At 44.2% G+C, this 21,644-nt stretch carries 17 protein-coding genes; 8 read left to right on the forward strand and 9 right to left on the reverse strand.

The window, feature by feature from the left end:
• Positions 1-67 precede the first annotated feature (67 nt).
• Entirely contained in the window at positions 68-811 is a 744-nt protein-coding gene (locus AACT42_RS15960; protein WP_088733483.1) for a phosphatase, read from the reverse strand.
• Between the two features lie 189 nt (positions 812-1,000).
• On the opposite strand from AACT42_RS15960, the gene AACT42_RS15965 reads away from it, so the two are divergent.
• Entirely contained in the window at positions 1,001-3,877 is a 2,877-nt protein-coding gene (locus AACT42_RS15965; RefSeq protein WP_303396167.1) for an HD domain-containing phosphohydrolase, read from the forward strand.
• On the opposite strand, the gene trmY is transcribed toward AACT42_RS15965, so the two are convergent.
• From trmY to AACT42_RS16000, 7 genes are all read right to left on the reverse strand, one after another.
• On the reverse strand, positions 3,874-4,473 hold the full coding sequence (gene trmY / locus AACT42_RS15970; protein ID WP_013868023.1) for a tRNA (pseudouridine(54)-N(1))-methyltransferase TrmY: 600 nt from the start codon (positions 4,471-4,473) through the stop codon (positions 3,874-3,876). The two genes, AACT42_RS15965 and trmY, sit on opposite strands and share 4 nt — an antisense overlap.
• 79 nt (positions 4,474-4,552) lie before the next feature.
• On the reverse strand, positions 4,553-5,785 hold the full coding sequence (arsJ, locus tag AACT42_RS15975) for an organoarsenical effux MFS transporter ArsJ (RefSeq protein WP_094132340.1): 1,233 nt from the start codon (positions 5,783-5,785) through the stop codon (positions 4,553-4,555).
• Positions 5,786-5,827: 42 nt separating this feature from the next.
• Positions 5,828-6,325, reverse strand: coding sequence for a cyclin-dependent kinase inhibitor 3 family protein (locus AACT42_RS15980; protein WP_094132338.1), 498 nt, complete (start codon positions 6,323-6,325; stop codon positions 5,828-5,830).
• A gap of 12 nt (positions 6,326-6,337) precedes the next feature.
• A complete protein-coding gene (locus AACT42_RS15985) occupies positions 6,338-7,339 on the reverse strand; it encodes an ArsJ-associated glyceraldehyde-3-phosphate dehydrogenase (protein ID WP_094125353.1) in 1,002 nt (333 codons plus the stop codon).
• A 21-nt stretch (positions 7,340-7,360) separates the two neighbouring features.
• On the reverse strand, positions 7,361-7,702 hold the full coding sequence (locus AACT42_RS15990; RefSeq protein ID WP_013868027.1) for a metalloregulator ArsR/SmtB family transcription factor: 342 nt from the start codon (positions 7,700-7,702) through the stop codon (positions 7,361-7,363).
• A gap of 351 nt (positions 7,703-8,053) precedes the next feature.
• Positions 8,054-9,112, reverse strand: coding sequence for an ACR3 family arsenite efflux transporter (gene arsB / locus AACT42_RS15995; protein WP_094132336.1), 1,059 nt, complete (start codon positions 9,110-9,112; stop codon positions 8,054-8,056).
• A gap of 84 nt (positions 9,113-9,196) precedes the next feature.
• Positions 9,197-9,526 (reverse strand): metalloregulator ArsR/SmtB family transcription factor, encoded by a 330-nt coding sequence (locus tag AACT42_RS16000; protein ID WP_094132334.1) that lies wholly within the window; start codon positions 9,524-9,526, stop codon positions 9,197-9,199.
• Positions 9,527-9,820: 294 nt separating this feature from the next.
• On the opposite strand from AACT42_RS16000, the gene AACT42_RS16005 reads away from it, so the two are divergent.
• The 4 genes from AACT42_RS16005 to luxN all read left to right on the forward strand — a co-directional run bounded on the left by AACT42_RS16005 (position 9,821) and on the right by luxN (position 16,207).
• Positions 9,821-11,311: a SulP family inorganic anion transporter gene (locus AACT42_RS16005; protein WP_094132332.1), complete on the forward strand. Its 1,491-nt coding sequence runs from the start codon at positions 9,821-9,823 to the stop codon at positions 11,309-11,311.
• 10 nt (positions 11,312-11,321) lie between these two features.
• Positions 11,322-12,170: a universal stress protein gene (locus tag AACT42_RS16010; RefSeq protein WP_088733490.1), complete on the forward strand. Its 849-nt coding sequence runs from the start codon at positions 11,322-11,324 to the stop codon at positions 12,168-12,170.
• A 262-nt stretch (positions 12,171-12,432) separates the two neighbouring features.
• Positions 12,433-13,635 (forward strand): acyl-homoserine-lactone synthase VanM, encoded by a 1,203-nt coding sequence (gene vanM, locus AACT42_RS16015; RefSeq protein ID WP_094132331.1) that lies wholly within the window; start codon positions 12,433-12,435, stop codon positions 13,633-13,635.
• On the forward strand, positions 13,628-16,207 hold the full coding sequence (luxN, locus tag AACT42_RS16020; RefSeq protein ID WP_094132329.1) for a quorum-sensing autoinducer 1 sensor kinase/phosphatase LuxN: 2,580 nt from the start codon (positions 13,628-13,630) through the stop codon (positions 16,205-16,207). Before vanM ends, luxN begins: the two co-directional genes overlap by 8 nt.
• 358 nt (positions 16,208-16,565) lie before the next feature.
• On the opposite strand, the gene AACT42_RS16025 is transcribed toward luxN, so the two are convergent.
• Positions 16,566-16,874, reverse strand: coding sequence for a hypothetical protein (locus tag AACT42_RS16025; protein ID WP_094132327.1), 309 nt, complete (start codon positions 16,872-16,874; stop codon positions 16,566-16,568).
• A 330-nt stretch (positions 16,875-17,204) separates the two neighbouring features.
• Here AACT42_RS16025 and AACT42_RS16030 point away from each other — a divergent pair, with 330 nt between their 5' ends.
• The 3 genes from AACT42_RS16030 (at position 17,205) to AACT42_RS16040 (ending at position 21,642) form a co-directional block, all read left to right on the forward strand.
• Positions 17,205-18,185, forward strand: coding sequence for a helix-turn-helix transcriptional regulator (locus AACT42_RS16030; RefSeq protein ID WP_017044471.1), 981 nt, complete (start codon positions 17,205-17,207; stop codon positions 18,183-18,185).
• A 261-nt stretch (positions 18,186-18,446) separates the two neighbouring features.
• Positions 18,447-19,325, forward strand: a complete 879-nt coding sequence (locus AACT42_RS16035) for a helix-turn-helix transcriptional regulator (RefSeq protein ID WP_017044472.1) — start codon at positions 18,447-18,449, stop codon at positions 19,323-19,325.
• Between the two features lie 373 nt (positions 19,326-19,698).
• Complete coding sequence (locus tag AACT42_RS16040; protein WP_094133874.1) at positions 19,699-21,642, forward strand: TonB-dependent receptor; 1,944 nt, start codon at positions 19,699-19,701, stop codon at positions 21,640-21,642.
• Positions 21,643-21,644: the final 2 nt, after the last annotated feature.

The following is a 21,644-nucleotide window of genomic DNA, read 5'->3' on the forward strand; positions in this document are numbered from 1 at the left end:
CCAAGTTTAATGGATCTCAAGATAAAAGAGGGACAAATTTTTGTCATTTTTATGACCTCTTTACGGCTTATAGTGTTTGATATTCTGCGATCGCTTTTCGCCCGCGCAGTGCTAAAAAGGCCAGAAACTGCTCGACACTGTGCGTAATCACTTTCTCAGCAGCAATACCAACGCTCTCAAGCAGTTCACTGGCCAACTGAAGTTGGCCGATATCTTGACAAAAATGGGCATCGCTGCCAGTGGTAACATAAGCACCATGCGCTTTCGCCACCTTAGCAATTTCATAACAGCGATCGACACTCCCTACCCTGCTGTGTCCTTTTAAGGTGCTGTTATTAATTTCTATCGCAACGTGATGCTGGGCGGCGCAGGCGATCACCTCATCAAAATCAAAATCGAAATTAGGGTTACCTAAGTGCCCTAGCGCATCAACTCGTCCACCTTTAATCACATTGATTAACGCTTCGGTATGCGCCGCTTTATCGGCAGGCTGAAATACGGGCTCATGAAAACTGGCGATCACCCAATCTAAGTTTTGGTCAACCGAAGGATGAACATCAATCTCGCCAGCACGATTCATGATGTTAGACTCAATTCCTCGGATAATGGCAACACCGTCTAAAAAGCGCGGCAAAATACGTTGATTGGAAAAGAACCAATAGTGCGGCGCTCCAGGCATCGACTGCGCATGATCGGTTGTGCAAAACATTGCCAATCCATTTTCTTTAGCTGAACGCGCGTTTTCAATAAGCGTGCTGTAAGCGTGACCACTTGCATAAGTGTGAGTATGAGTATCAACGACAAGATTCATTTTAATTATTCCATTCCAACAGCGATGCTTCAGTGTAACAGCCTCGCTGATGGCACTTCAATCTAAGGGCGATATATTCACCATATCGACACTTTCTGACCGGATAAACACACACCGATGTGAAATGGTTTTTTGCAACTTACCCACATTGAACAATACTTAGCAATGTCATCCAATTCGGAGTTGGTTATGAAACGACGTCGTTACTCACTGAGCATTCACATTACGAGTCTCTTTTTAGTGCTCGCCATGGTGATCGGCATTGTATTGATTGGCATAAGTTATCACCATAGTCAGCAACTACTGACGGTAAGTGCACAAGGATTAAGTAGCGAAAACAGCAAAAAACTGGAATCAGCATTTAAACAAAGTGCAGCGCCTATCTTGACCACGCTCGATTTTTTAGCTTTTAGTAACGTAATTGATCAACCGGATAAAGTCATCTCGGACCCACGCCAACTCGCCACCGTTTGGCTGACCTTCCAACGTAATCCACAGTTGGTCGCGCTCTATTATTGTGACGAAGCCGGAGCTTGCACTACATTTCGCTCGCTGAGCTTTGATAAAGCCAAACAGCGTTTTGATGCCCCCGCGCAAGCTCAGCTATTGGCTCATTACACTCAAGTTGACGGCACTAACCGCTTTATCTATTTAGACCAGAACCTTAAAAGCCTGCTCGACAAACAAGATAACAATAATAAATTTGATCCTCGCGTGCGTCCTTGGTTTACCTCGGCAAGTCAAGATGGCGCGATACGCTTAACGGAACCTTATTTCTTTTTCTTCCTACAAACGAGTGGCGTCACACTGTCACGTAAATCGGCCGATGGTAAGAGTGTGCTTGGCGCTGATTTCACGCTGGACTCACTGTCAAAACAGATGAGTACGATAGGTTTTTCTGACAGTGCTCAGCTCATTTTGTTCGATAATCAATTTAGACCAATCGCCCAACACAATACTAAGTTCGAGCTACAACAAGATCCCTCACAGATTGCACAGCAGCTGCAGCAAAGTACTTTTGCACCAATATTGAATCGGGTCAGCAGCCAAACTTTGTATGAAACGGTCAATATGAATGGCACAACGTGGTCGGTGACGTTAACGCCGGTACTTTTAAACGACAATGTACGCTTGTTGCTGGCAGAAGCGGTACCGCAAGACGATTTGATCGCAGATTTGCTCTCGATGCGAGATCAGCAGATTTTTGTCGCGTTAATCATGCTCGCTATCGCTTTTGCAGTGGTTGGTTTTGTGGCGCAAAGGCTCGCCAGCCCTTTAGGTAACCTAGTGCAATTGACCGACAACATCACGCGCTTTGAATTTAAAAAGACACGCTACCCAAAAAGCCGGATCCGTGAAGTTGCCAATTTAACCCAATCGATAGAGCTCATGGAGCATACACTGCACGACTTGCTGCGACTATTACGCGAAACCGCCAGCAACCAAGAATTCGGTGTGTTAGCCAAAACGATTACCCATCAAAGCTATTTGATCACTCGAGCTGAAACTATTTTACTCTACACTTATGCCAACGAAAATAACCAATTTATCACCGCAGCAAACCACGCCATCATTCCCTTTAAGCTTGATATCAATCAGTTGTCTCAAGAGATGCCGTGGCTACTTTCTGAACTGCGCAAAGGCCAAACGGTTCACTTATCTAAAACCGATAATTCGATGCGTAAGCATAAAGATGAGCTGTATAATTCTGATCTTTATCTTTTTCCACTGCTCAACCGAGACAAGCAGTTGGTTGGCGTATTAAACCTAGGCTACGAACGGGCCATCACTCCCGATCAGCAAGACAAACATGCATTTTTACGAGAGCTGCTCAGTTTTGCCGAAATCGCTAAAGACAATATCGACAAAATGCAACGGCAAAAGGAGATGCTCAACTCGTTTATTGAATTGATTGCCTCAGCCATTGATACCAAATCCCCTTACACGGGCGGCCATTGTCAGCGAGTTCCTGAATTAACAAAAATGATCACTAAAGCGGCGGAAAACGATCGCACCTATTTCCCACAATTTTCCATGACCAATGAAGAGTGGGAAGAGCTCACTCTCGCCGCTTGGTTGCATGATTGTGGAAAAGTGACCACGCCTGAATATGTGATTGATAAAGCAACCAAATTAGAAACGATCTACGACAGAATTCACGAAATTAGAATGCGTTTTGAGCTGCTCAAATGTCAAGCTGAAACGGACTACTGGCAAGGTGTTGCGCAGGGCAAGAACGAGCCAGATCTCAAGCAGCAGTTGCTGACGAACCAACAAATCCTCGATGAGGAATTTGCTTTCGTCGCGCAATGTAATATTGGCAGTGAGTTTATGAGCGATGATGACCTTTCCCGCTTAGAGCGAATTGCGCAAAGAGAGTGGAAACGGACCTTAGATGATCAATTCGGTACTTCTTGGATAGAGAACCAACGTGCAGGAGAGTCAAAACCATTGCCCACTATGGAGCGCTTGCTTGATGATAAACCCGTACACCAGTTGCACTGGGTGAACGGTTGCCGTCCACAAGATCTGTGGCAAGAAAACTTTATTTTACAACCGGGAGAACTGCGCTATAACCGAGGTGAGCTCTATAATTTGTCCATTCGCCGTGGCACGCTCACTAACGAAGAACGCTTTATGATTAATGATCACATTGTGCAAACCATCATGATGCTCAAGCGGCTACCTTATCCTGAACATATGAAAAACGTTCCTGATATTGCGGGAAGCCACCATGAACGAATGGATGGCGCGGGTTATCCAAGAGGTTTAAGTGAAGAGCAGCTTTCCATCCCCGCTCGAGTGATGGCAATAGCCGATGTGTTTGAAGCACTGACCTCTAGCGATCGCCCCTATAAAAAGGCAAAAACGCTCAGCGAATCGATCGCGATCATGACCACCATGGCCACCACAGGCCATATTGATCCGAAGCTTTACTTACTCTTTTTAGAAAAAGAGATTTATCAAGACTATGCGGATCGGTTTTTACACTCCGATCAGCACAGCCCAATTGATAAAGAAGCACAGATAAAAAAAGTAAAAATGAGTTTGAAAAAGACTTTTTAAAGACCGCGAATATCTAACTCATTCTGGATCAGCACAATGCACTGCGAGGCAAACAGCATTCGAGGCCCAAGGCTGATTTTCTGTGTATTAAGGCGCTTTAAACTGTTCCAACTTTTTTTCGGCATCGGGATGTGGTCAGTAAGTAAAAAGCAGCTGTCGTCAGAAAATTGATGCTCACGGACACTTTCGCCTTTTTTATCCAGTAAATACAAGTGGTAACTTTCAGAAAGGCGTTGCACCAACTTTTCAAAACTGATGGTTTCAACCGTGAGTCCTTGCTCGACCTCTCGGGTTTGCTCTTTGCCCATACCCACGGAAACGTCTAAAGCGTGGCCTATTTTGGTCAGCAAGGCTTGCTCGTGAAAGCCACCGATATTGTGCAACTGGCTCGACTCAAAGCATAAAGTCCGCGAGAAATCTTGCGTACTTTCCAGCACTAAGTAGACCACCACGTCATCACGATGCGACTGCGCAGTAAAAATAGCGTTCATGAGTACGTGGGCCAAAATTTCGGTGTGGGCTTCTTGCCCAACAGAGGCTAAAAAAGTCTGTTTATCCGTGGAAGCGGCGCGGGCCCTTACAACAAAAGCTCTCATGTGACTGACTCAATTCATTCAATAAAGCACGGACTCTATCACAATCTCCATCTACTGGAATAGTGATCTACTGGTGAAGCTACGGTTCGCTCGTCAACACAGCTTTGCTTTTCGGGAGCCCCAATGAAATGAGAGTGGTCAGCAGCAGAAAACCAAACGAAACCCACAAACACGCCGCTAATCCCCAAAGTTGGAAAACCCACCCGGAAAGCACGGTACCGATTAAACGCCCCATCGCGTTTGCCATGTAGTAAAAACCAACATCAAGCGATACACCATCCCCCTTGGCATAGCTCACGATCAAATAGGAATGCAGCGATGAGTTAATCGCAAAGACCGCGCCGAAAAGCAGTAACCCCGCGATGATCACGACTTCCGGATGCCACTGCGCTTGAATGCTGTAGGCGATCAAACCAGTAATCAGCGCCAGTAGCGCCGCCCAACCGAGCGCAGATCGCCCATCCGGCACTTGGTCTGAAGCACTGCCCGTTATTTTAGGAGCAAACCCTTGGATCACGCCGTAGCCAATCACCCACAGCGCTAAAAAGCCGCCCACGGCACTGTGATCCCAACCAAAAACGCTGCCCAGATAAATGGGTAAGGCAATCACAAACCAAACGTCTCGCGCGCCAAATAAAAATAGGCGAGCCGCCGATAAAATATTCACGCTGCGCGATTTGGAGAAAATCTCTGAAAATTTCGGTTTGGTTTTGGCTTTGCCAATATCGGCTTGCAAGCTAAGCAAACTGCCGATAAAAACCAACAGCAATACCGCCGCCATAGCCGCTACCGCATATTGAAAGCCGATCCAAGAGAGCAAGACGCCACCGAGAAAAAAGCCGGCCCCTTTTAGAGCGTTTTTTGAACCCGTAAGAATGGCTATCCACTTGTAGAGTGCGCCTTGTGCATTTTCAGGGACTAACGTTTTGATCGCACTTTTTGCACTCATTTTATTGAGATCTTTTGCGATGCCCGATAACGCCTGCGCCGCCATCACCCAAGGAATGGTTAACCATGCAGCAGGTACAGCAAGCATCAAGAGCGCGAATATTTGCATGCCAAGGCCAATATTCATGGTGCGATTCAGCCCTAAACGCGCACCAAGCCAACCGCCAATCAGGTTCGTCACCACGCCAAAAAATTCATAAAAGAGAAACAAAGACGCAATCGCTAAGGTCGAATAACCCAAATCATAAAAATACAACACCACCAACATACGCAGCGCGCCGTCAGTGACGGTAAAATTCCAATAATTAAAAGTCACTAGTATGTACTGGCGAACGTTTTGCTTGAGTTGAGACAGCATAATCACTCTCTTTGCAAAAGAGCCGCCTAAGGCAGCTCTTTGGGACTGTTATTGATTAACAAATTGTTTGATGTACTCAACTTGTACATCTTTGGTAAACGCACCCGGTCTTAATGATTGAACTTGAGTAATAATGTTTTGCAGTTCCCAACCTTTCTCCAGCAATAAATGAGCAGCAAGTAAACCAGTACGACCCGATCCACCCATGCAATGCATGGCAATCTTATCTCCCTTGGCAAGCGCCTGATGAAGTGACGGGGAGATACTTTGCCAATGCGTTTGAAACTGATGGTCGGGCGCGCAATCATCTTCAATTGGGGCATGAAACCATTGCAGCCCCGCGTGCTCAACCACTTTAGGCAAGTCACCAACGCCTTTCTCTTGCATCTCTTCATGACTTAGAGCCGTCACCACAACGGTAACACCTTGAGACTTCAATTGTTCAATACTCTCAACCAGAGGCAGATCTTTTGTCCCCGGGCAAGGCGTCAATACCAAACCAGCGCTGTTTTCTGTAACGGGCAGTTCCCATGTAGGATGTGTCATTTCTTTGCTCCTTTATGCCAAACCGACTTTGCGTACTAATTCTGCGGTACGCGTTGCGTAACCCATTTCGTTATCATACCAAGCGTAAATTTTCACCATGCGCTTGCCCACCACCATGGTCGAGAGTGCGTCGACAATCGTTGAGCGTTGGTCGCCTTTATAATCAATCGATACCAATGGCCGCGCTTCAAAACCGAGAATGCCTTTGAGCTCATTTTCTGAAGCGGCTTTAAGTAGCGCGTTGACTTCTTCCGCGCTGGTATCGCGTTTCACATCAAAAATAATGTCAGTTAACGAGGCATTGGCCAGCGGCACACGCACCGCGTGACCGTTAATTTTGTCTTTCAGATCGGGGAAGATTTCCACAATCGCTGTCGCAGAACCTGTAGTTGTTGGGATCAAACTCATACCACAAGCACGCGCACGACGTAGATCTTTATGCGGTGCATCCAAAATGGTTTGCGTGTTGGTCAAGTCGTGAATGGTCGTAAACGATGAGTGTTCAATACCCAGTTGCTCATGAATCACTTTGACGATAGGCGCAATGCAGTTGGTGGTGCAAGAAGCGGCCGTAACAATCTGATGTATTTGTGGATCAAAGATGTGGTCATTGACCCCAACCACGATATTGGCAATCCCCGCTTCTTTCACAGGAGCCGATACCACCACGCGTTTGACACCTTGTGCTAAATACTGATTCAAAAACTCAGACTTGCGGTGTTTTCCCGTAGCTTCGATGACCACATCACAACCAGACCAATCCACATCACTGATCGCTTTTTGTTGTGAGGTACGAATAACCTTACCGTTGGCAATGATCGCATTACCGTCGCTTGTCACTTGGTGATGCCAACGGCCTTGTATTGAATCAAATTCGAGCAAATGAGCCAAGGTCGCCGCGTCACCCGCAACGTCGTTGATCTGCACAAATTCGATCTCTGGCCAATCAAATGACGCCCTTAATGCTAAACGACCAATGCGGCCAAATCCGTTAATTCCGACTTTAATAGACATTTTTATTTCCTTTTATCCCTTCTAAACACAGCATTCTGGGCGAGATTCCATCTCTGCCAGCCTTTGCATATCTTGTTGGTATTCTTTTTTCAGGCAGTTGGATTCCACCAGCCCTTGAATTTGTTTTTTCATCCATCCGGGTAGTTGGTCCGATAACCGATAAAACACCCATTGACCTTGCCTTGTATCAACCACCACGCCACTGGAACGAAGTAGAGCCAGATGGCGAGAAATTTTCGGTTGGCTCTCATTTAACGCTTGTGTCAACTCGCCGACACACACTCGTTGCTCACGTGCAATCATGAGTAAACAGCGCACCCGCGTTTCATCGGACAGCAATTTAAAAAACTGATGAGGTAGCATTTTACTTATCTCTGTATATGCGGATATGCATATGTATTATATAAAAAGAAATCGCTGTCAATAGAAAAGTTACCGCTGACTTTAGAGAACAATGCTAAAGCGAGCAGTAAAATAGCTGATGGTATGTTGCAGGGCTTTTGTGGCATTTTGATTACAATCGATTTCCCAATAGATCTATTTTTGATACGCCTATCATACCCCGATGCATCGCAACATTGGGATCAAGAGTTCGTGCGTAGCAGAACATAGATGACGTTTCTAACTCATTCACAAACATTTCACATTTTTAAAACAGTCTACGGTTATGAAATTTAATGAGAAAAATATCCTGAAGTTCGGACTCAGAGAGCGCTAGTATTTCTTTTTCATACGCAGCGCGACGTTGACCAAGGCAATCAACACCGGCACTTCAACCAAGGGCCCAATCACACCCGCAAATGCTTGATCGGAATTTAAACCGAACACGGCAATGGAGACCGCAATCGCCAGTTCAAAGTTGTTGCCTGATGAGGTAAAAGCAATTGAGGCATTTTGATCGTAAGGAATGCCCAGTTTTTTACCAATGAAAAAGCTGACAAAAAACATCACTAAGAAGTAAATCACTAAAGGGATGGCAACGCGTATCACGTCCATCGGCAGTTCAATGATCATCTCGCCTTTCAGGCTAAACATCAAAACTATCGTCGCTAGTAGTGCCACCAGCGTAATCGGTGAAATACGCGGAATAAATACCTCGTTGTACCATTGCTCACCTTTCGCGGCCACCAACCATTTGCGGCTCAAAAAGCCAGCTAAAAATGGGATACCGAGATAAATCAGCACACTTTCTGCGATATCGAGAATGGTAATATCAACCACAAAGCTCTCGAGCCCAAAATACGGCGGCAAAACAGTAATAAATAGCCACGCCATAAAACTGTAAGTGACAATTTGAAATGCACTGTTGAGCGCCACCAACGCTGCGCCGTACTCTTTGTTCCCACCGCTGATATCATTCCACACCAATACCATCGCGATGCAACGCGCCAGACCAATTAAGATCAGTCCGACCATATAACCCGGATAATCGCGTAAGAAAATGATCGCCAATGCAAACATCAAGATAGGCCCGACAATCCAGTTCATCACTAAAGAGAGTGTGATGGCGCGTTTATCACGAGTCACTTCACCTAGTAGGCTGTAATTCACTTTTGCCAGTGGTGGATACATCATCAAAATCAAACCGATCGCCAGCGGAATATTGGTCGAACCGACCGACATATTTTCATTCCATTGCGCCACTTGCGGAAAGAAGACACCGATCGCTACCCCGAGCCCCATCGCAAGGAAAATCCACAAGGTTAGATAGCGATCGAGAAGACTCATTTTTTCGGCTGCAGAGGCTTCTGCGCAGACAGGTAATTCACTCATACATCACATCTCTCGGTCAGTCTAAAAAGGGAGCCGCGCACAACTTTCTACTTACAGCCATGGCGAAATAGCAACGCTAAAATTTCATTCATTTTGACAAGATGGGCCAGCAATACGCGTTAGCTCTTGCGCAATCAATGCGGTATTGTGGTTCAGCGTGATGTCCAATATCTGCACCATCCAACTTTCCAGCTCAGGATTGATTTGGTAGTACACCCACTTGCCGCGACGTTCATCAATCACTAGCTCATTTTTTCTCAGTTCAGCTAAATGACGAGACACTTTGGGCTGACTTAATTGCAACGCATTCATTAAATCACACACACACAACTGCCCTTTGTGCTTCATCAACAGCAAGGATTTAAGCCTCGTTTCTTCAGACAAGGATTTATAAAAAGATAAACTGCGGCACATAAACAATACATATGGAATATCGAATGTGTTTTAGTGTAAGGAGCAAAAGAGTGGAAGTCAAACACCAGAACTAGCCTCGTGCACGACGGGCGGCGCTTGAAAAGCAGCGTGATAACGGGAGAAATGATTACTGCAATACAAATAACGATCGTTTGGTTGACCTATACCACATCAATGATTAGGATCACGTTTTAAAAATCAACTAAGAGACGTTGCGAATGCTGCTTACGCCGCCCTAGATTGATCTTTACCTCTCACAACTCACCTTTTTATTTCATTTTTTAGAGATCAAGTATGCTACAAAATATTAAGCGCGATTGGTTTTCCAATGTGCGAGGGGATGTTCTAGCTGGCACTGTCGTTGCGTTAGCATTAGTTCCTGAGGCAATAGCCTTTTCTATCATCGCAGGTGTAGACCCTAAAATCGGCCTTTACGCTTCATTCAGTATTGCCGTGATCATTTCAATTGTCGGTGGACGACCCGGCATGATCTCAGCAGCCACTGGAGCAATGGCGCTGTTGATGGTCACTTTAGTCAAAGAGCATGGCTTGCAATATCTACTGGCAGCCACTGTTTTGACCGGGGTTCTACAAATACTGGCCGGTTACCTCAAACTGGGCGATTTGATGCGTTTTGTATCACGTTCGGTCGTGACGGGGTTTGTTAACGCGCTGGCGATTCTGATTTTTATGGCGCAATTACCAGAGCTGACCAATGTAACATGGCACGTTTATGCCATGACGCTCGGTGGGCTGGCGATTATCTACCTATTCCCCTACGTTCCTGTGGTTGGCAAATTGCTACCTTCGCCATTAGTGTGCATTATCGCCTTAACTCTGATTGCTATCAGCTTTGGCATTGATATTCGCACTGTGGGCGATATGGGTGAATTACCAGATACTTTGCCGATATTTTTATGGCCAGATGTTCCGCTCAACCTTGAAACCTTATGGATAATATTTCCTTATTCAGCCGGATTGGCCGTTGTCGGTTTATTAGAATCAATGATGACAGCAACCATTGTTGACGATTTAACCGATACCAGCAGTGATAAAAATCGCGAATGTAAAGGCCAAGGTATCGCCAACATTGCCACTGGCTTTCTTGGCGGCATGGCCGGTTGTGCGATGATTGGTCAATCGATCATCAATATTAAATCTGGCGGACGCGGCAGGCTCTCTACTTTTTGTGCCGGTATTTTACTGATCATTATGGTGGTGTTTTTAAGTGATTGGCTCAAGCTCATCCCGATGGCGGCTTTAGTGGCAGTAATGATCATGGTTTCCATTGGGACCTTCTCTTGGAGTTCGGTAAAGGATCTCAAAACTCACCCACTTTCTACCAGCATTGTGATGATCGCGACCGTCGTTGTTGTGGTTGCAACCCATAACTTAGCGATCGGTGTCGCTGTAGGCGTGCTGCTTGCTTCTCTCTTCTTTGCTAACAAAATTGGCCGCTTCATGGTGGTTAAAAGTGAACTCTCTGAAAATGGAGAAGAGCGTACCTATCGTGTTGTTGGGCAAGTCTTCTTTGCTTCGTCAGATCAATTTATGAACGCGTTTGACTTCAAAGAGGTCTTAGAGCGTGTCACTATCGACCTCTCTGCAGCGCACTTTTGGGATATTACTTCGGTTTCTTCGCTAGATCGTGCTGTTATCAAATTCCGACGCGAAGGGACCGATGTAAACATCATCGGTATGAATGAAGCAACAGCAACGATTGTCGATAAATTCGGCGTGCATGGTAAGCCAGAAGAAGTTGAAAAGCTGATGGGCGGACATTAAGGAACAGATTATGACCAATATTATTGCTTGCATCGATGGATCGATTTATTCACAGTCGGTCGCCAATTTAAGCGTGTGGGCCGCCAAAAGCTTACAAGCACCGTTAACCTTACTGCACGTACTTGATAAAGCGGCCAATCAAACCGAAAGTGAGTTATCTGGTAACATCGGTTTAGGCAGCCGAGAACAGCTATTGAAAGAGCTTATTGAACTAGACGAAAAGCGTTCTAAACTGGCCTTAAGGCACGGTAAAGCGTTACTCAATGAGCTAGAAACCAAAGCTCATGAACAAGGTTTACAAGATGTGCGTAAACTGCAAAAGCACGGCAACCTGTTAGAAACTTTGCTTGATCTTGAAAACGAAATTCGTGTATTGGTGGTCGGTAAATCAGGTGAAGTGCACCAAAACGACGCCATGGCCGTTGGATCTCAATTAGAGAGTATCGTGCGTACAATGAAGTCGCACACCTTAGTGGCAACGGGTGATTTTACGCCACCACAAAGCTATCTATTAGCCTTTGATGGCAGTGAAATTAGCCAGAAATTAGTGGATAAAGCGATTAAAACACCGCTGCTAAAAGGGCTGGAGTGCCATTTGGTGATGGTGGAAGATAACCACGATAAAGCGAGCGCGTTTAAAGCTGCCGCCGAGAAATTATGTGCGAATGGTATTCACGTTGTGGAAGCGTGCTTATCTGGCGAAGTTCATAAGGCGATTCTTCAGTACCAACAACAAAACCAACTTGGCATGATCGTCATGGGCGCGTTTGGACACTCTAAACTTCGTCAGTTTTTTGTTGGCAGTAACACCACTCGGCTCTTAGCCGAATCAAGCGTACCGATGCTATTGATACGATAATAATTGATAAATTAACCATATAGATAAAGCCTTCTTCGGAAGGCTTTTATTATAAAACGCTGTTGTGGAGGGTAAGTGCAAGTAGTAAACTTGCTGCGGATATGCAACTGGTACTTAGGATGTTAGGTACAAATAAAATCGCGGTTACTGCTACTAACTGACGTGACGCCAAATACCCTCCTAAATCAAAGTCTCATTTACTGGAGCCTATCTAATAAAACTAATAAAAAATAATTAAATAAACCTAGGCTAGGTTAACTCTATGAAAATAATATCATCTTTAGGCTCACGGCTGACAAGCAGTCTGCCTATTGAAAAAAAACAGCGGGCTCTGGTAGAGTTCGTCATCAATACTTATCAACCACAGCAACGAGCTGATCTTTTCCGCGCCCTTACAGAGCACCGCAAAAACCAATTACTCAACCTATTTCCTGAACATCACAATAAAAGCTTCTCAATACTGTTTGAATTGATGGACTACCGAGAGCTCATCCGGCGCTATCCGAATACATTAGATGAAGAGATAGCACATCTTGAGCAAGCCGTCAGCGAGTGTTATTCGCATTGGCTAGATTTCTGGTGTGAATGCGAAATTGCGGCTATAAAAACACTATTCCCTATCGAAGCGGATGCTCCTCATCGTATCGAACTGCCACTTAAAGACTGTGCCTACCGTGGTTTTTTGATCGACCAGATAGAGGATTCTGAACTTTGGGTCACAACGCCCAGTCACCCGCAAAAAATGCCTATCAAAGATGCGATCACCTTGAGCAATCTTGAGCTATTTATTAAAGGCGAAAAGTGGTACGAGATGCTGCCTTTATTGTCCTTATCACAAAAAGGGAAGCACTTTGTTTTACTCAAGCATCCTAATAACGAAGCATCTCCCACACTGGTCGCTTCCATGTTGGTACAAGATTGGTCAGTAAATCAGACTTGGCTTAGTTACGCACAGCAATTCAGTAACGAACAGTGGCAATTCTGTTTACCCGATCATAGTTACGATGTTTTGATGGAATTACAGCTTTTCAAACCAGCATTGTCGAAATGCGACTCTCTCCCAGAATTCGATCATCAATTTCGGCGACAATTGACTGGTACGCAAGCGGTCTGTGAAGTGCTGCGTTTAACCGTCAGTGGTAACGCTCAACAAAAGCTCTATTTTCTCTACCTTGCTCAAAAAAAACTCATCCAAATACTAAATCAAATGGGGTATAAAATTGGTTTCACCATTATCGAACAACCTTTCATACTCAATTTTTATCAAACTATCGAACCAAAATCGTATTTCTGTTCTGGATATAACGACTTAAATAATAACGGAAAACAAAGTTATCGTGGATTCTGGATTATTGAAAGGATGGATAAGGTTTTCAGTGATACCAATTTTCGTGACTATCGACATGCAGTTTCTCAGCGTAGGAAGTACGATTTAACCAAAAGGAAAGAGAAAGAGTATGCTTAACCTCAACTTAGATCCAATTCTCTATCCCAAAGCGATAACGCTTATCGCAGCAGTAGCCATGGTGCTCGTTTGGTTAACTTACTATTGCTATCGTCTTAAACAAAAAAATGAAGTAATTTTTGGCACACACCACGCCTCCTACATCGCTTATTCCTCGTGTATCATCGCTTGGATAGGAAGTAATGCATATTTCCATACTGATTGGCTAGTTGAGCTTGGTGTAAATAGAGCAATCTTTATGGCAGAAATTGCCAATATTTCTGCATCCCTTGCATTTGTTTTTGCCTACTATTTCTCATGTCAGCTCTCTGCCGAACAAAGAAAAGGCAAAGTACACCTTTGGCAACGGCTGATATTTATTAGTATAGCGGCCTACTCCGTACTTATTAACTTGCAATCTAACCTCACGGTGAAACATGTTGATATTGTCGGACCGAGCGAGTTTGTCATTGAATTTGGGCCCCATACGCCTTACTTCTTTAATGCCATGCTATGTTCAGTGATACTGACGTTATTCAACTTGGTCGTGATGCGAACCAATAGTAGTAAGTTAGCACTGGCCAAAACCAATTATATTATTGCAGGTATATTGGTATACATGCTTTCAACACTAGTTATCCACATAGGAATCACCTTTTTCTTTCAAGATTTCTCACTCTCTTGGCTACCTCCGGCACTCTCCATCAGCGAAATGATGTTTGTTGGCTATGCTCTTATCACTTCACGCTTCTACAGTGTGAAATACCTTGCTTACCTGTGTCTCAATACTGCGTTAGTATGTGGGGTTTTATTCATACCGCTCGGCGCGATCTTCATCCCTCTCACCGACAGCAACCAATGGCTGATTGCAATACCACTCTGTGCACTTATTGGTATTACTTGGAATCCACTCTACAAACGCTTGAGCCGTTATGCCTCTTTACTCATTTACGGCAATCAGCAGACTCCTGTAGAGCAAATTCTCGCTTTGGAAGACGATTTCAAGCGGTCAATTGATGATGCGATGCGCCGTTTAGGCCAGTTATTATACATCGCCGATGATAAGCTGCAGTTCGTTAATAGTAACTATAACGAAACCGTCTACGAACGTTACCTTTCATCCAAACAAACCGCACTAGTGTTTGATGAATTGTTTGAAAAATTAGACAACAAAACCGCGGCAAAAAACTCGATCAAAGCCCTTTATGACAAAATGAGCTCAAACAATACAGCGTTGGTTATGCCACTGTTTGGCCACAGCAAATTGGTCACACATTTATTAATCTCGCCACACAAAATCAATAATCAGATGTTTTCTAATGAAGAAATCGCTGCACTTCAAACCTTGCTAACCCGAATACAAAGTATTATTGAAGCGGATAGACGTGTCTGCCAAAGTCGTGCATTAGCGAATTCAATTGCGCATGAAATGCGTAACCCGCTCGCTCAAGTACAATTGCATTTTGAAATTTTAAAGCAACATATTGATAGTCAAGCGCCCGCACAACAAATTAAACAGGATATTGAGAACGGCCAAGCGGCTATTCAACGTGGGCGGCAGTTGATTGATATTATCTTGCGCGAGGTCAGCGATAGTTCGCCTGAACACGAACCGATTACGATGACGTCGATCCACAAAGCCGTTGATCAGGCGGTCAGTCAATATGGCTTTGAGAACGAGAAAATAATTGAGCGAATTCACTTACCACAACAAGATGACTTCGTAGCAAAACTTAATGAAACCTTATTCAACTTTGTTATTTTCAACTTGATTCGTAACGCCATTTATTATTTTGATTCCTACCCAAATAGCCAAATTGAGATCACAACTCAAATCGGTACTTATGAAAATATTTTAATCTTCAGAGATACAGGCCCGGGGATTGACGACGCCATTTCTTATAAAATTTTCGATGACTTTTTCTCTTATCAAAAAAGCGGAGGCAGCGGTCTGGGGCTCGGCTATTGCCAGCGTGTCATGCGCTCTTTTGGCGGCCGAGTTGAATGCAAATCGAAACTGGGGGAGTTTACGGAATTCCACTTATACTTTCCTATGGTACCCAATGCTCCCCAAGCCGACTCGCTTCGTACTCCTGATTTCAAAAGTTGGCAACAACCTAAACCTAATACAGAGCAAAGAACCGTTGACAATATACAACCAATCGATAAATCATTTCTAATCAATAACAAAGCACCCACGGTGCTCATCGTTGACGATAAAGAAGTACAACGCTCACTAGTTCAAATGTATCTGAACCAACTTGGTGTTAACAACTTGCAGGCAAACAACGGTGAAAATGCAGTAGAAATCTTTAAAGCGAATTCCATCGATTTGATTTTGATGGATATTCAAATGCCAGTTATGAATGGTTTTGAAGCCAGCCAAATCATTAAGGCGCATTCTCCGCAGGTTCCGATCATTGCGCTGTCAGGTGAATCTGGCGAACGTGAGCTAGAAATGATTAGCAAGCTGATGGACGGTCGTTTAGAGAAACCGACGTCATTAAATGCGTTACAGCAAGTAATCAGCCATTGGTTAAATAAAGACGTTGTACCCAATGCTCATACAGCAAAGAGTGGAACGGTTATTTGACGTGATTGAAGATACCAACATCTAGATAAAACTCAGCCAGTACCCAAACCATTTCAGTGCTGGCTGACATTTTAAAACCGCATAATCTATTATAAACCGTCTACTACCTACACTCGCCAAGCCTTGACCTGAGCTATCCCAAGTGGTTCTAGCTGAATATCTAATGAACCCATGCAAGTTATACATGCAACAATTACATATGCACCTTGTTGCAAATCTCATTTCATGAACGACAGGGTTGAGCACCGCACCTTTTCAGTCTATTGTTTGTAGCGAAAGACAGGTTCGACTTGAACAACACCTTTGCTTGCACACTTTTAGCCGCCTATTTTTTGGCGGCTTTTTTCTTGCTAGGCAATTATTTTCTTTTTAACAGCGCAATACACTCTTCGTAGTGGGGGGTACTATGGATGTCCCACAACTGTTTCGCAGCATAATGGGCAAAATCATCATCGGCGGGTAAGCTTTCTTTACGCTGATTTTTGATCTTGAGGTAGATAGCCTGCATCTCTTTCTGCTGATCTCTGGAGAGAGAGCGCGAATTGGCACACATATCCGCCAATCCTTCGTAAGCATAGGCATTCACTTCAGCCATATTGATCTTGGCGAAAGTCAAGGTAGGAGAAAGCAATACAACTCCTATCAGAGTATTGAATTTACTTGGCATTTCTTCCCCTAAAAAATGACACTTCTATCCATAGTATAGAAGACGGCAGAGATTGAGGACAAACATGGTTCCTTAATTTGTTCGCTCTTGCAGCATAGTCACGCCAGTCCACTACTCAATTCAGACTCCTAATCATGAAAAATCACTTCCAAATTGAGCAGACGGTAATCATAAAACGCCACAAAATAACTTTCAGTTTTATAAAACGAATAATAATAACGATGAGAGATCTCGATAGAACTCATGACTTCTTTGCGTGGCACGCTTTTCATTACACAGACGAAACACTAGGGGCAAATCCGACCCAAGCATTTTTGAATGGTATCTAAAATGAATCGTGTTGATTTAAAACCAAACTCCACATCCATACGCTTACCGAAACGTTGCTTAAGCCATCAGTCAAGCGTGCCGACTCCGCGACAACCGCTTGCCTGTCAATCTTTTGGGGGATGCCTTGGCTGCAATATACATACGCTATCGGGATATGGTGGCTGTACGTCGTATGAACCGACCACTCACTCTGAACGATACTGCCTACGTTTACTGACCGTAATTAAAGGCGAGCAGCTCATTTGGTACAGTCATGATAATGAGCCCATCAGTTTACACAACGGAAAAAGTGTACTGATTTTCTCAGTTAATACCTTTAACGACGTATTCATTAGTGAAACAGAGAGTTACGTCGAGATTGCCGATATGCGCTTTGACTGCCAACTTCTCGCGACTATTTACCAGCAAATGAGTGAGAGTTTGCGTGACAATGGTATTAATCCTTTAACGGAAAAACGCCGTTTTGTCTTTGATACCAGTGTTGAAATTCAGCAATTTATTAACCAGTTGCAAACTGGCTTAACCAACCAAACGGGTGCCGGTAGCTTGTATGCCGTCTCACAGGCTTATCAATGTTTGGCCAAACTACTCAGCCAGCTTGAGATGATAAAAAGCAACAAAAAAGACAGTGAGTGTTCATCCCTTTCCAGTCGAACCTTAAATCGGATACGCAAAGCACACTCGATGATTGCTTCAGAACCAGAAAAAAATTGGAGCTTAAACGAGCTTTGTCGACAAGTAGGCACGAATGAAACCAGCTTTAAACGCGGTTTTAAAGTGCTTTTTAATACGACATTTTCCAAACTTCTTCAACACACACGAATGAAAATAGCAGCTGAATCATTAGAACAGACCGATCGTCCGATTATCGACATCGCTTATCAAGTGGGATATGCCAGCCCTTCTCACTTTAGCAAACTATTCAAACAACACTTTGGGCAGAACCCTCTACAATATCGGAAACATCGTCAACGTCCCTAAAATATCGATAAATAAAGCTTAAACCAGTCAAGGTTTCTCTTTCCTAACAGAACAGCAGTCGTGCTGGTGAAGTCATCTTGTGCCTTTTTTATGCGCATTTTGTTGAATACGCTTTTTTGTTGAACAGTTGAATAGCCATCATCAATCACTCCCTAGACAGATAATCATGATAATGATAACTTTTCTCATAAACCAATCGGACGTGATTTCACTATGCCTTACTATCGAGTTCCATTTAATTTGGATTTACTGGAAGAGTCCATGCAAACCAATGGCAATATCGTTTTTAAGCATGAACATTGCGAATTTTCGTTACGTTGCTGTGTGATCAATGATGACATGGTGATGAGCCAATTTAAGGGAAGGTTTGAAACACCTACCCAACTCGATACAGCCGATAAAACCGAATACGACAGTGTGACGATCATGCTGAATTTAGGGAATGCGGTTTACTATCAAATTAATGGCTTAAATACGGCAAAGATTTTTCCGGCCAACACTATTGCTCTTTGTTATTCCGATACACGTCATGGCTTCTGTCGCTATCAGCCGCAAATCACTCAGTTATTTGCACTGCAAGTCCCAAGACTTCTATTGCTTGAGTACATCAACGTCATGCAAATAAGTGAGCCACTAGCAGATAAGTTAGGACGTCGAGAGCCGTTTTTTCTAATCAGAACAGCTTCTGCTGCGTTGCAATTTATGGCCGTAAAACTTTCAGAGACCCATAATCAAAACAGCGCGATTCAACGCCAGCTTTGCTACTCATTCATCAGTGATGCAGCCCGATATCTAGTCTGCGATGACAGCACTCAACAACAAGGCGATAATCACAATCTCCTAGAAAAAGCGATGGGGATTCTTGATAGTGAGTACACTTTGCCACCCACCATTACCGAACTGGCTCGGCGAATTGGAACCAATGAGACCTCTCTCAAACAGGGGTTTCGAAAAGAACTAAATACCACCATTCATCAGTACATCACTCAGCAAAGAATGACAAAAGCGGCTGAACTACTCAGCGCAGAAATCTACACTATTTCGCATATTGCTCATGAGGTGGGTTACTCCAATCATGGACATTTTTCCGCCGCTTTTAAAAAAGAATTCGGTTGCACGCCATCCAAATACCTAGCATAACAGGGTGCTCTCACGCCTAAAAAGATGGTCCAAAAAGCGTCATGAGCCATACCGCGATCCTCTATTTCTGGCCCAACACCACCAGCTATCACTTTGACAGTTATTTGTTTGAAACTCATCTAAAACAAAACCAGAAAAAAAATAAAAACCAACAAAATTAAATACTTAATTTTAATTAAGTTCAAAAATAGACGACCCGATCTATTCAAGCTTGTTTAAAATAACAATCATAAACGTCGATTCACGCTCTTTTTATGCCTTATTCAGTTAGCAGGTAAAAGACAGAATCGGCACTATAAGTTCAATATGGATACCACAGGAAACAGATTCGATGCATAGGAACAGCCTTAAACTTTCACCATTAACTTTAGCGATGACCTTAACTATGTTCACTTCAACCGCTTTCGCACTCGAAAGTGGCCATGATGTCATGGTGGTAGAATCGAGCAAGCAGTCGACCCTTCTTGAACAGATGGACAGTTCGGTCTTGATTAAAACAGGAGAAGAGCTTGAGCAAGCCGGAGTCGATCAAGTTCAAGACTTGGAGAAAGTGTTCCCGGGTCTATTGATCCAAACTCGCGGTAATCGTACTTATGCCAACACGACGATTCGTGGCATCAGTTCACCGGATTATTATTCCCCCACTATTAGCTTGTATGTTGATGGTGTGTTGCAAGACAGCGCCTTTTTAACTCAACCACTTGTTAATGTTGAGCGCGTCGAACTGCTAAGAGGCCCGCAAGGCACTTTGTACGGTGGTAATGCTCAAGGTGGTATTATCAATATCATCACAAAAAAAACCGTTGGACAGAACACAACCGTTGCTAGCGCGAGCTACAGTAACCTCAATGAGCAACTCAATGCTTCGGCAGCTCTCTCACTCAATGACTCGCTTTCCGCCGATATCGCACTGCGCGTAATCAAAGACAATGGCAACATTGAACACCTACCAAGTCAGCAGAAAGATGCTAATAATAGTCAACAATTCAGTGGGTTAGCTCGCTTACACTATTTACCACACAACTCGCCGTTCACTCTGACCTTATCAGTCGCCAATAGCAATCTGGATAGCCATGAAGAGTGGTATCTCACCCAAGCTGAATTTGACCAAAAAATGACGAGCCAAGCGATCCCTCAGCTCAAACGTATCGTTAACAGCTATGCGCTGCAAATGGGTTACGATTTAGGTGAAACTCAATTGACCAGTGTTACGGCTTATCAAAACCGTAACATCTATCGCCAGTTTATTGGAGGAGCTTGGCAAGAAGACCAAAATACTTTTAGCCAAGAGCTACGTGCCAATACGCAAGTCAGCGATGCCTTATCAACGCTATTTGGTGCTTATTTTGAACAACGCGACTTCGACGCAAAATCTGGCGTAGGCTCCCAAGTCACAAATCAGGTTGAAGCAACTCAATACGCTCTGTTTGGCCAAGCCATTTATGCGCTCAATGAACAGATTGACCTCACTTTAGGACTGCGTGCCACTCACCTTTCGACTCGTGCGGATTACAGTGGTAATCCGTCCTGGATGATTGATGCTTACGCACAAAATAAATCAGAAAACACCCTATCCCCCAAAGCCGCTTTAGGTTGGCAAATCACACCGGACTCTCGGGTGTTTACTTCCATATCAAGTGGCTATCGTCCCGGAGGCTTCAGTTTACAGCCACGCAGTAGCGGCGATAAAAATGGCTACAGCGCTGAGAAATCCCTTAATAGAGAGTTGGGCTGGCGTACTCGCTTAGCTGACAACATGGTTGATCTAAGCGGGGCTCTGTATTGGATAGAAACGGATGATATTCAACTCTATACTGGGACTCCTGGTAGCCAAGTGCTGCGTAATTTAGGGGAAGCGCAAAGCCGAGGCTTAGAGCTGCAGCTCGCTTTCTATCCCACGGATGATTTAACCTTGAATCTAGGCGGTACTTTCGGTAAATCAAGCTTCAAATCGGGGAATCAAGATATTGAGGGGAACACGCTACCGTACGCACCTAAAACCACACTGGTAGCGGGGATAGACTATGTATTACCACAAGCTTGGTTTAATGGCGCAGTCTCCCTTTCCTCGAATGCTCGCTATACCTCAAGCGTCTTTTTCGATGAAAAAAACACCTTGTCACAAGCGGGTTACACCTTAGTCGACTTAGCCATTCAGTACCAAGCAAACCCACACCTTTCCATGCGCCTGTTTAGCAATAATGTGACCGATCAAGATTACAAAACCTATTCGTTCGCAATGCCAAACGCCAGCGCAGCCTTGAGTAACTACGGGGTCGGCCGTGAAGTCGGACTTAACATCAAACTTGAGTGGTAATA

It is taken from the genome of Vibrio sp. V15_P4S5T153, assembly GCF_963874485.1.
Lineage (GTDB): Bacteria > Pseudomonadota > Gammaproteobacteria > Enterobacterales > Vibrionaceae > Vibrio > Vibrio anguillarum.

Bases quoted from the DNA above. Each gene is read 5' to 3' on its own strand.
- AACT42_RS15990 (WP_013868027.1), bottom strand. From the start codon at position 7,702: ATGCTACCTCATCAGTTTTTTAAATTGCTGTCCGATGAAACGCGGGTG.
- AACT42_RS15960 (WP_088733483.1), bottom strand. From the start codon at position 811: ATGAATCTTGTCGTTGATACTCATACTCACACTTATGCAAGTGGTCAC.
- AACT42_RS15985 (WP_094125353.1), bottom strand. From the start codon at position 7,339: ATGTCTATTAAAGTCGGAATTAACGGATTTGGCCGCATTGGTCGTTTA.
- AACT42_RS16035 (WP_017044472.1), top strand. From the start codon at position 18,447: ATGCAAACCAATGGCAATATCGTTTTTAAGCATGAACATTGCGAATTT.
- AACT42_RS15965 (WP_303396167.1), top strand. From the start codon at position 1,001: ATGAAACGACGTCGTTACTCACTGAGCATTCACATTACGAGTCTCTTT.
- AACT42_RS16010 (WP_088733490.1), top strand. From the start codon at position 11,322: ATGACCAATATTATTGCTTGCATCGATGGATCGATTTATTCACAGTCG.
- AACT42_RS16040 (WP_094133874.1), top strand. From the start codon at position 19,699: ATGACCTTAACTATGTTCACTTCAACCGCTTTCGCACTCGAAAGTGGC.
- AACT42_RS16030 (WP_017044471.1), top strand. From the start codon at position 17,205: ATGAATCGTGTTGATTTAAAACCAAACTCCACATCCATACGCTTACCG.
- AACT42_RS16025 (WP_094132327.1), bottom strand. From the start codon at position 16,874: ATGCCAAGTAAATTCAATACTCTGATAGGAGTTGTATTGCTTTCTCCT.
- trmY (WP_013868023.1), bottom strand. From the start codon at position 4,473: ATGAGAGCTTTTGTTGTAAGGGCCCGCGCCGCTTCCACGGATAAACAG.
- AACT42_RS16005 (WP_094132332.1), top strand. From the start codon at position 9,821: ATGCTACAAAATATTAAGCGCGATTGGTTTTCCAATGTGCGAGGGGAT.
- vanM (WP_094132331.1), top strand. From the start codon at position 12,433: ATGAAAATAATATCATCTTTAGGCTCACGGCTGACAAGCAGTCTGCCT.
- AACT42_RS16000 (WP_094132334.1), bottom strand. From the start codon at position 9,526: ATGTGCCGCAGTTTATCTTTTTATAAATCCTTGTCTGAAGAAACGAGG.
- AACT42_RS15980 (WP_094132338.1), bottom strand. From the start codon at position 6,325: ATGACACATCCTACATGGGAACTGCCCGTTACAGAAAACAGCGCTGGT.
- luxN (WP_094132329.1), top strand. From the start codon at position 13,628: ATGCTTAACCTCAACTTAGATCCAATTCTCTATCCCAAAGCGATAACG.
- arsB (WP_094132336.1), bottom strand. From the start codon at position 9,112: ATGAGTGAATTACCTGTCTGCGCAGAAGCCTCTGCAGCCGAAAAAATG.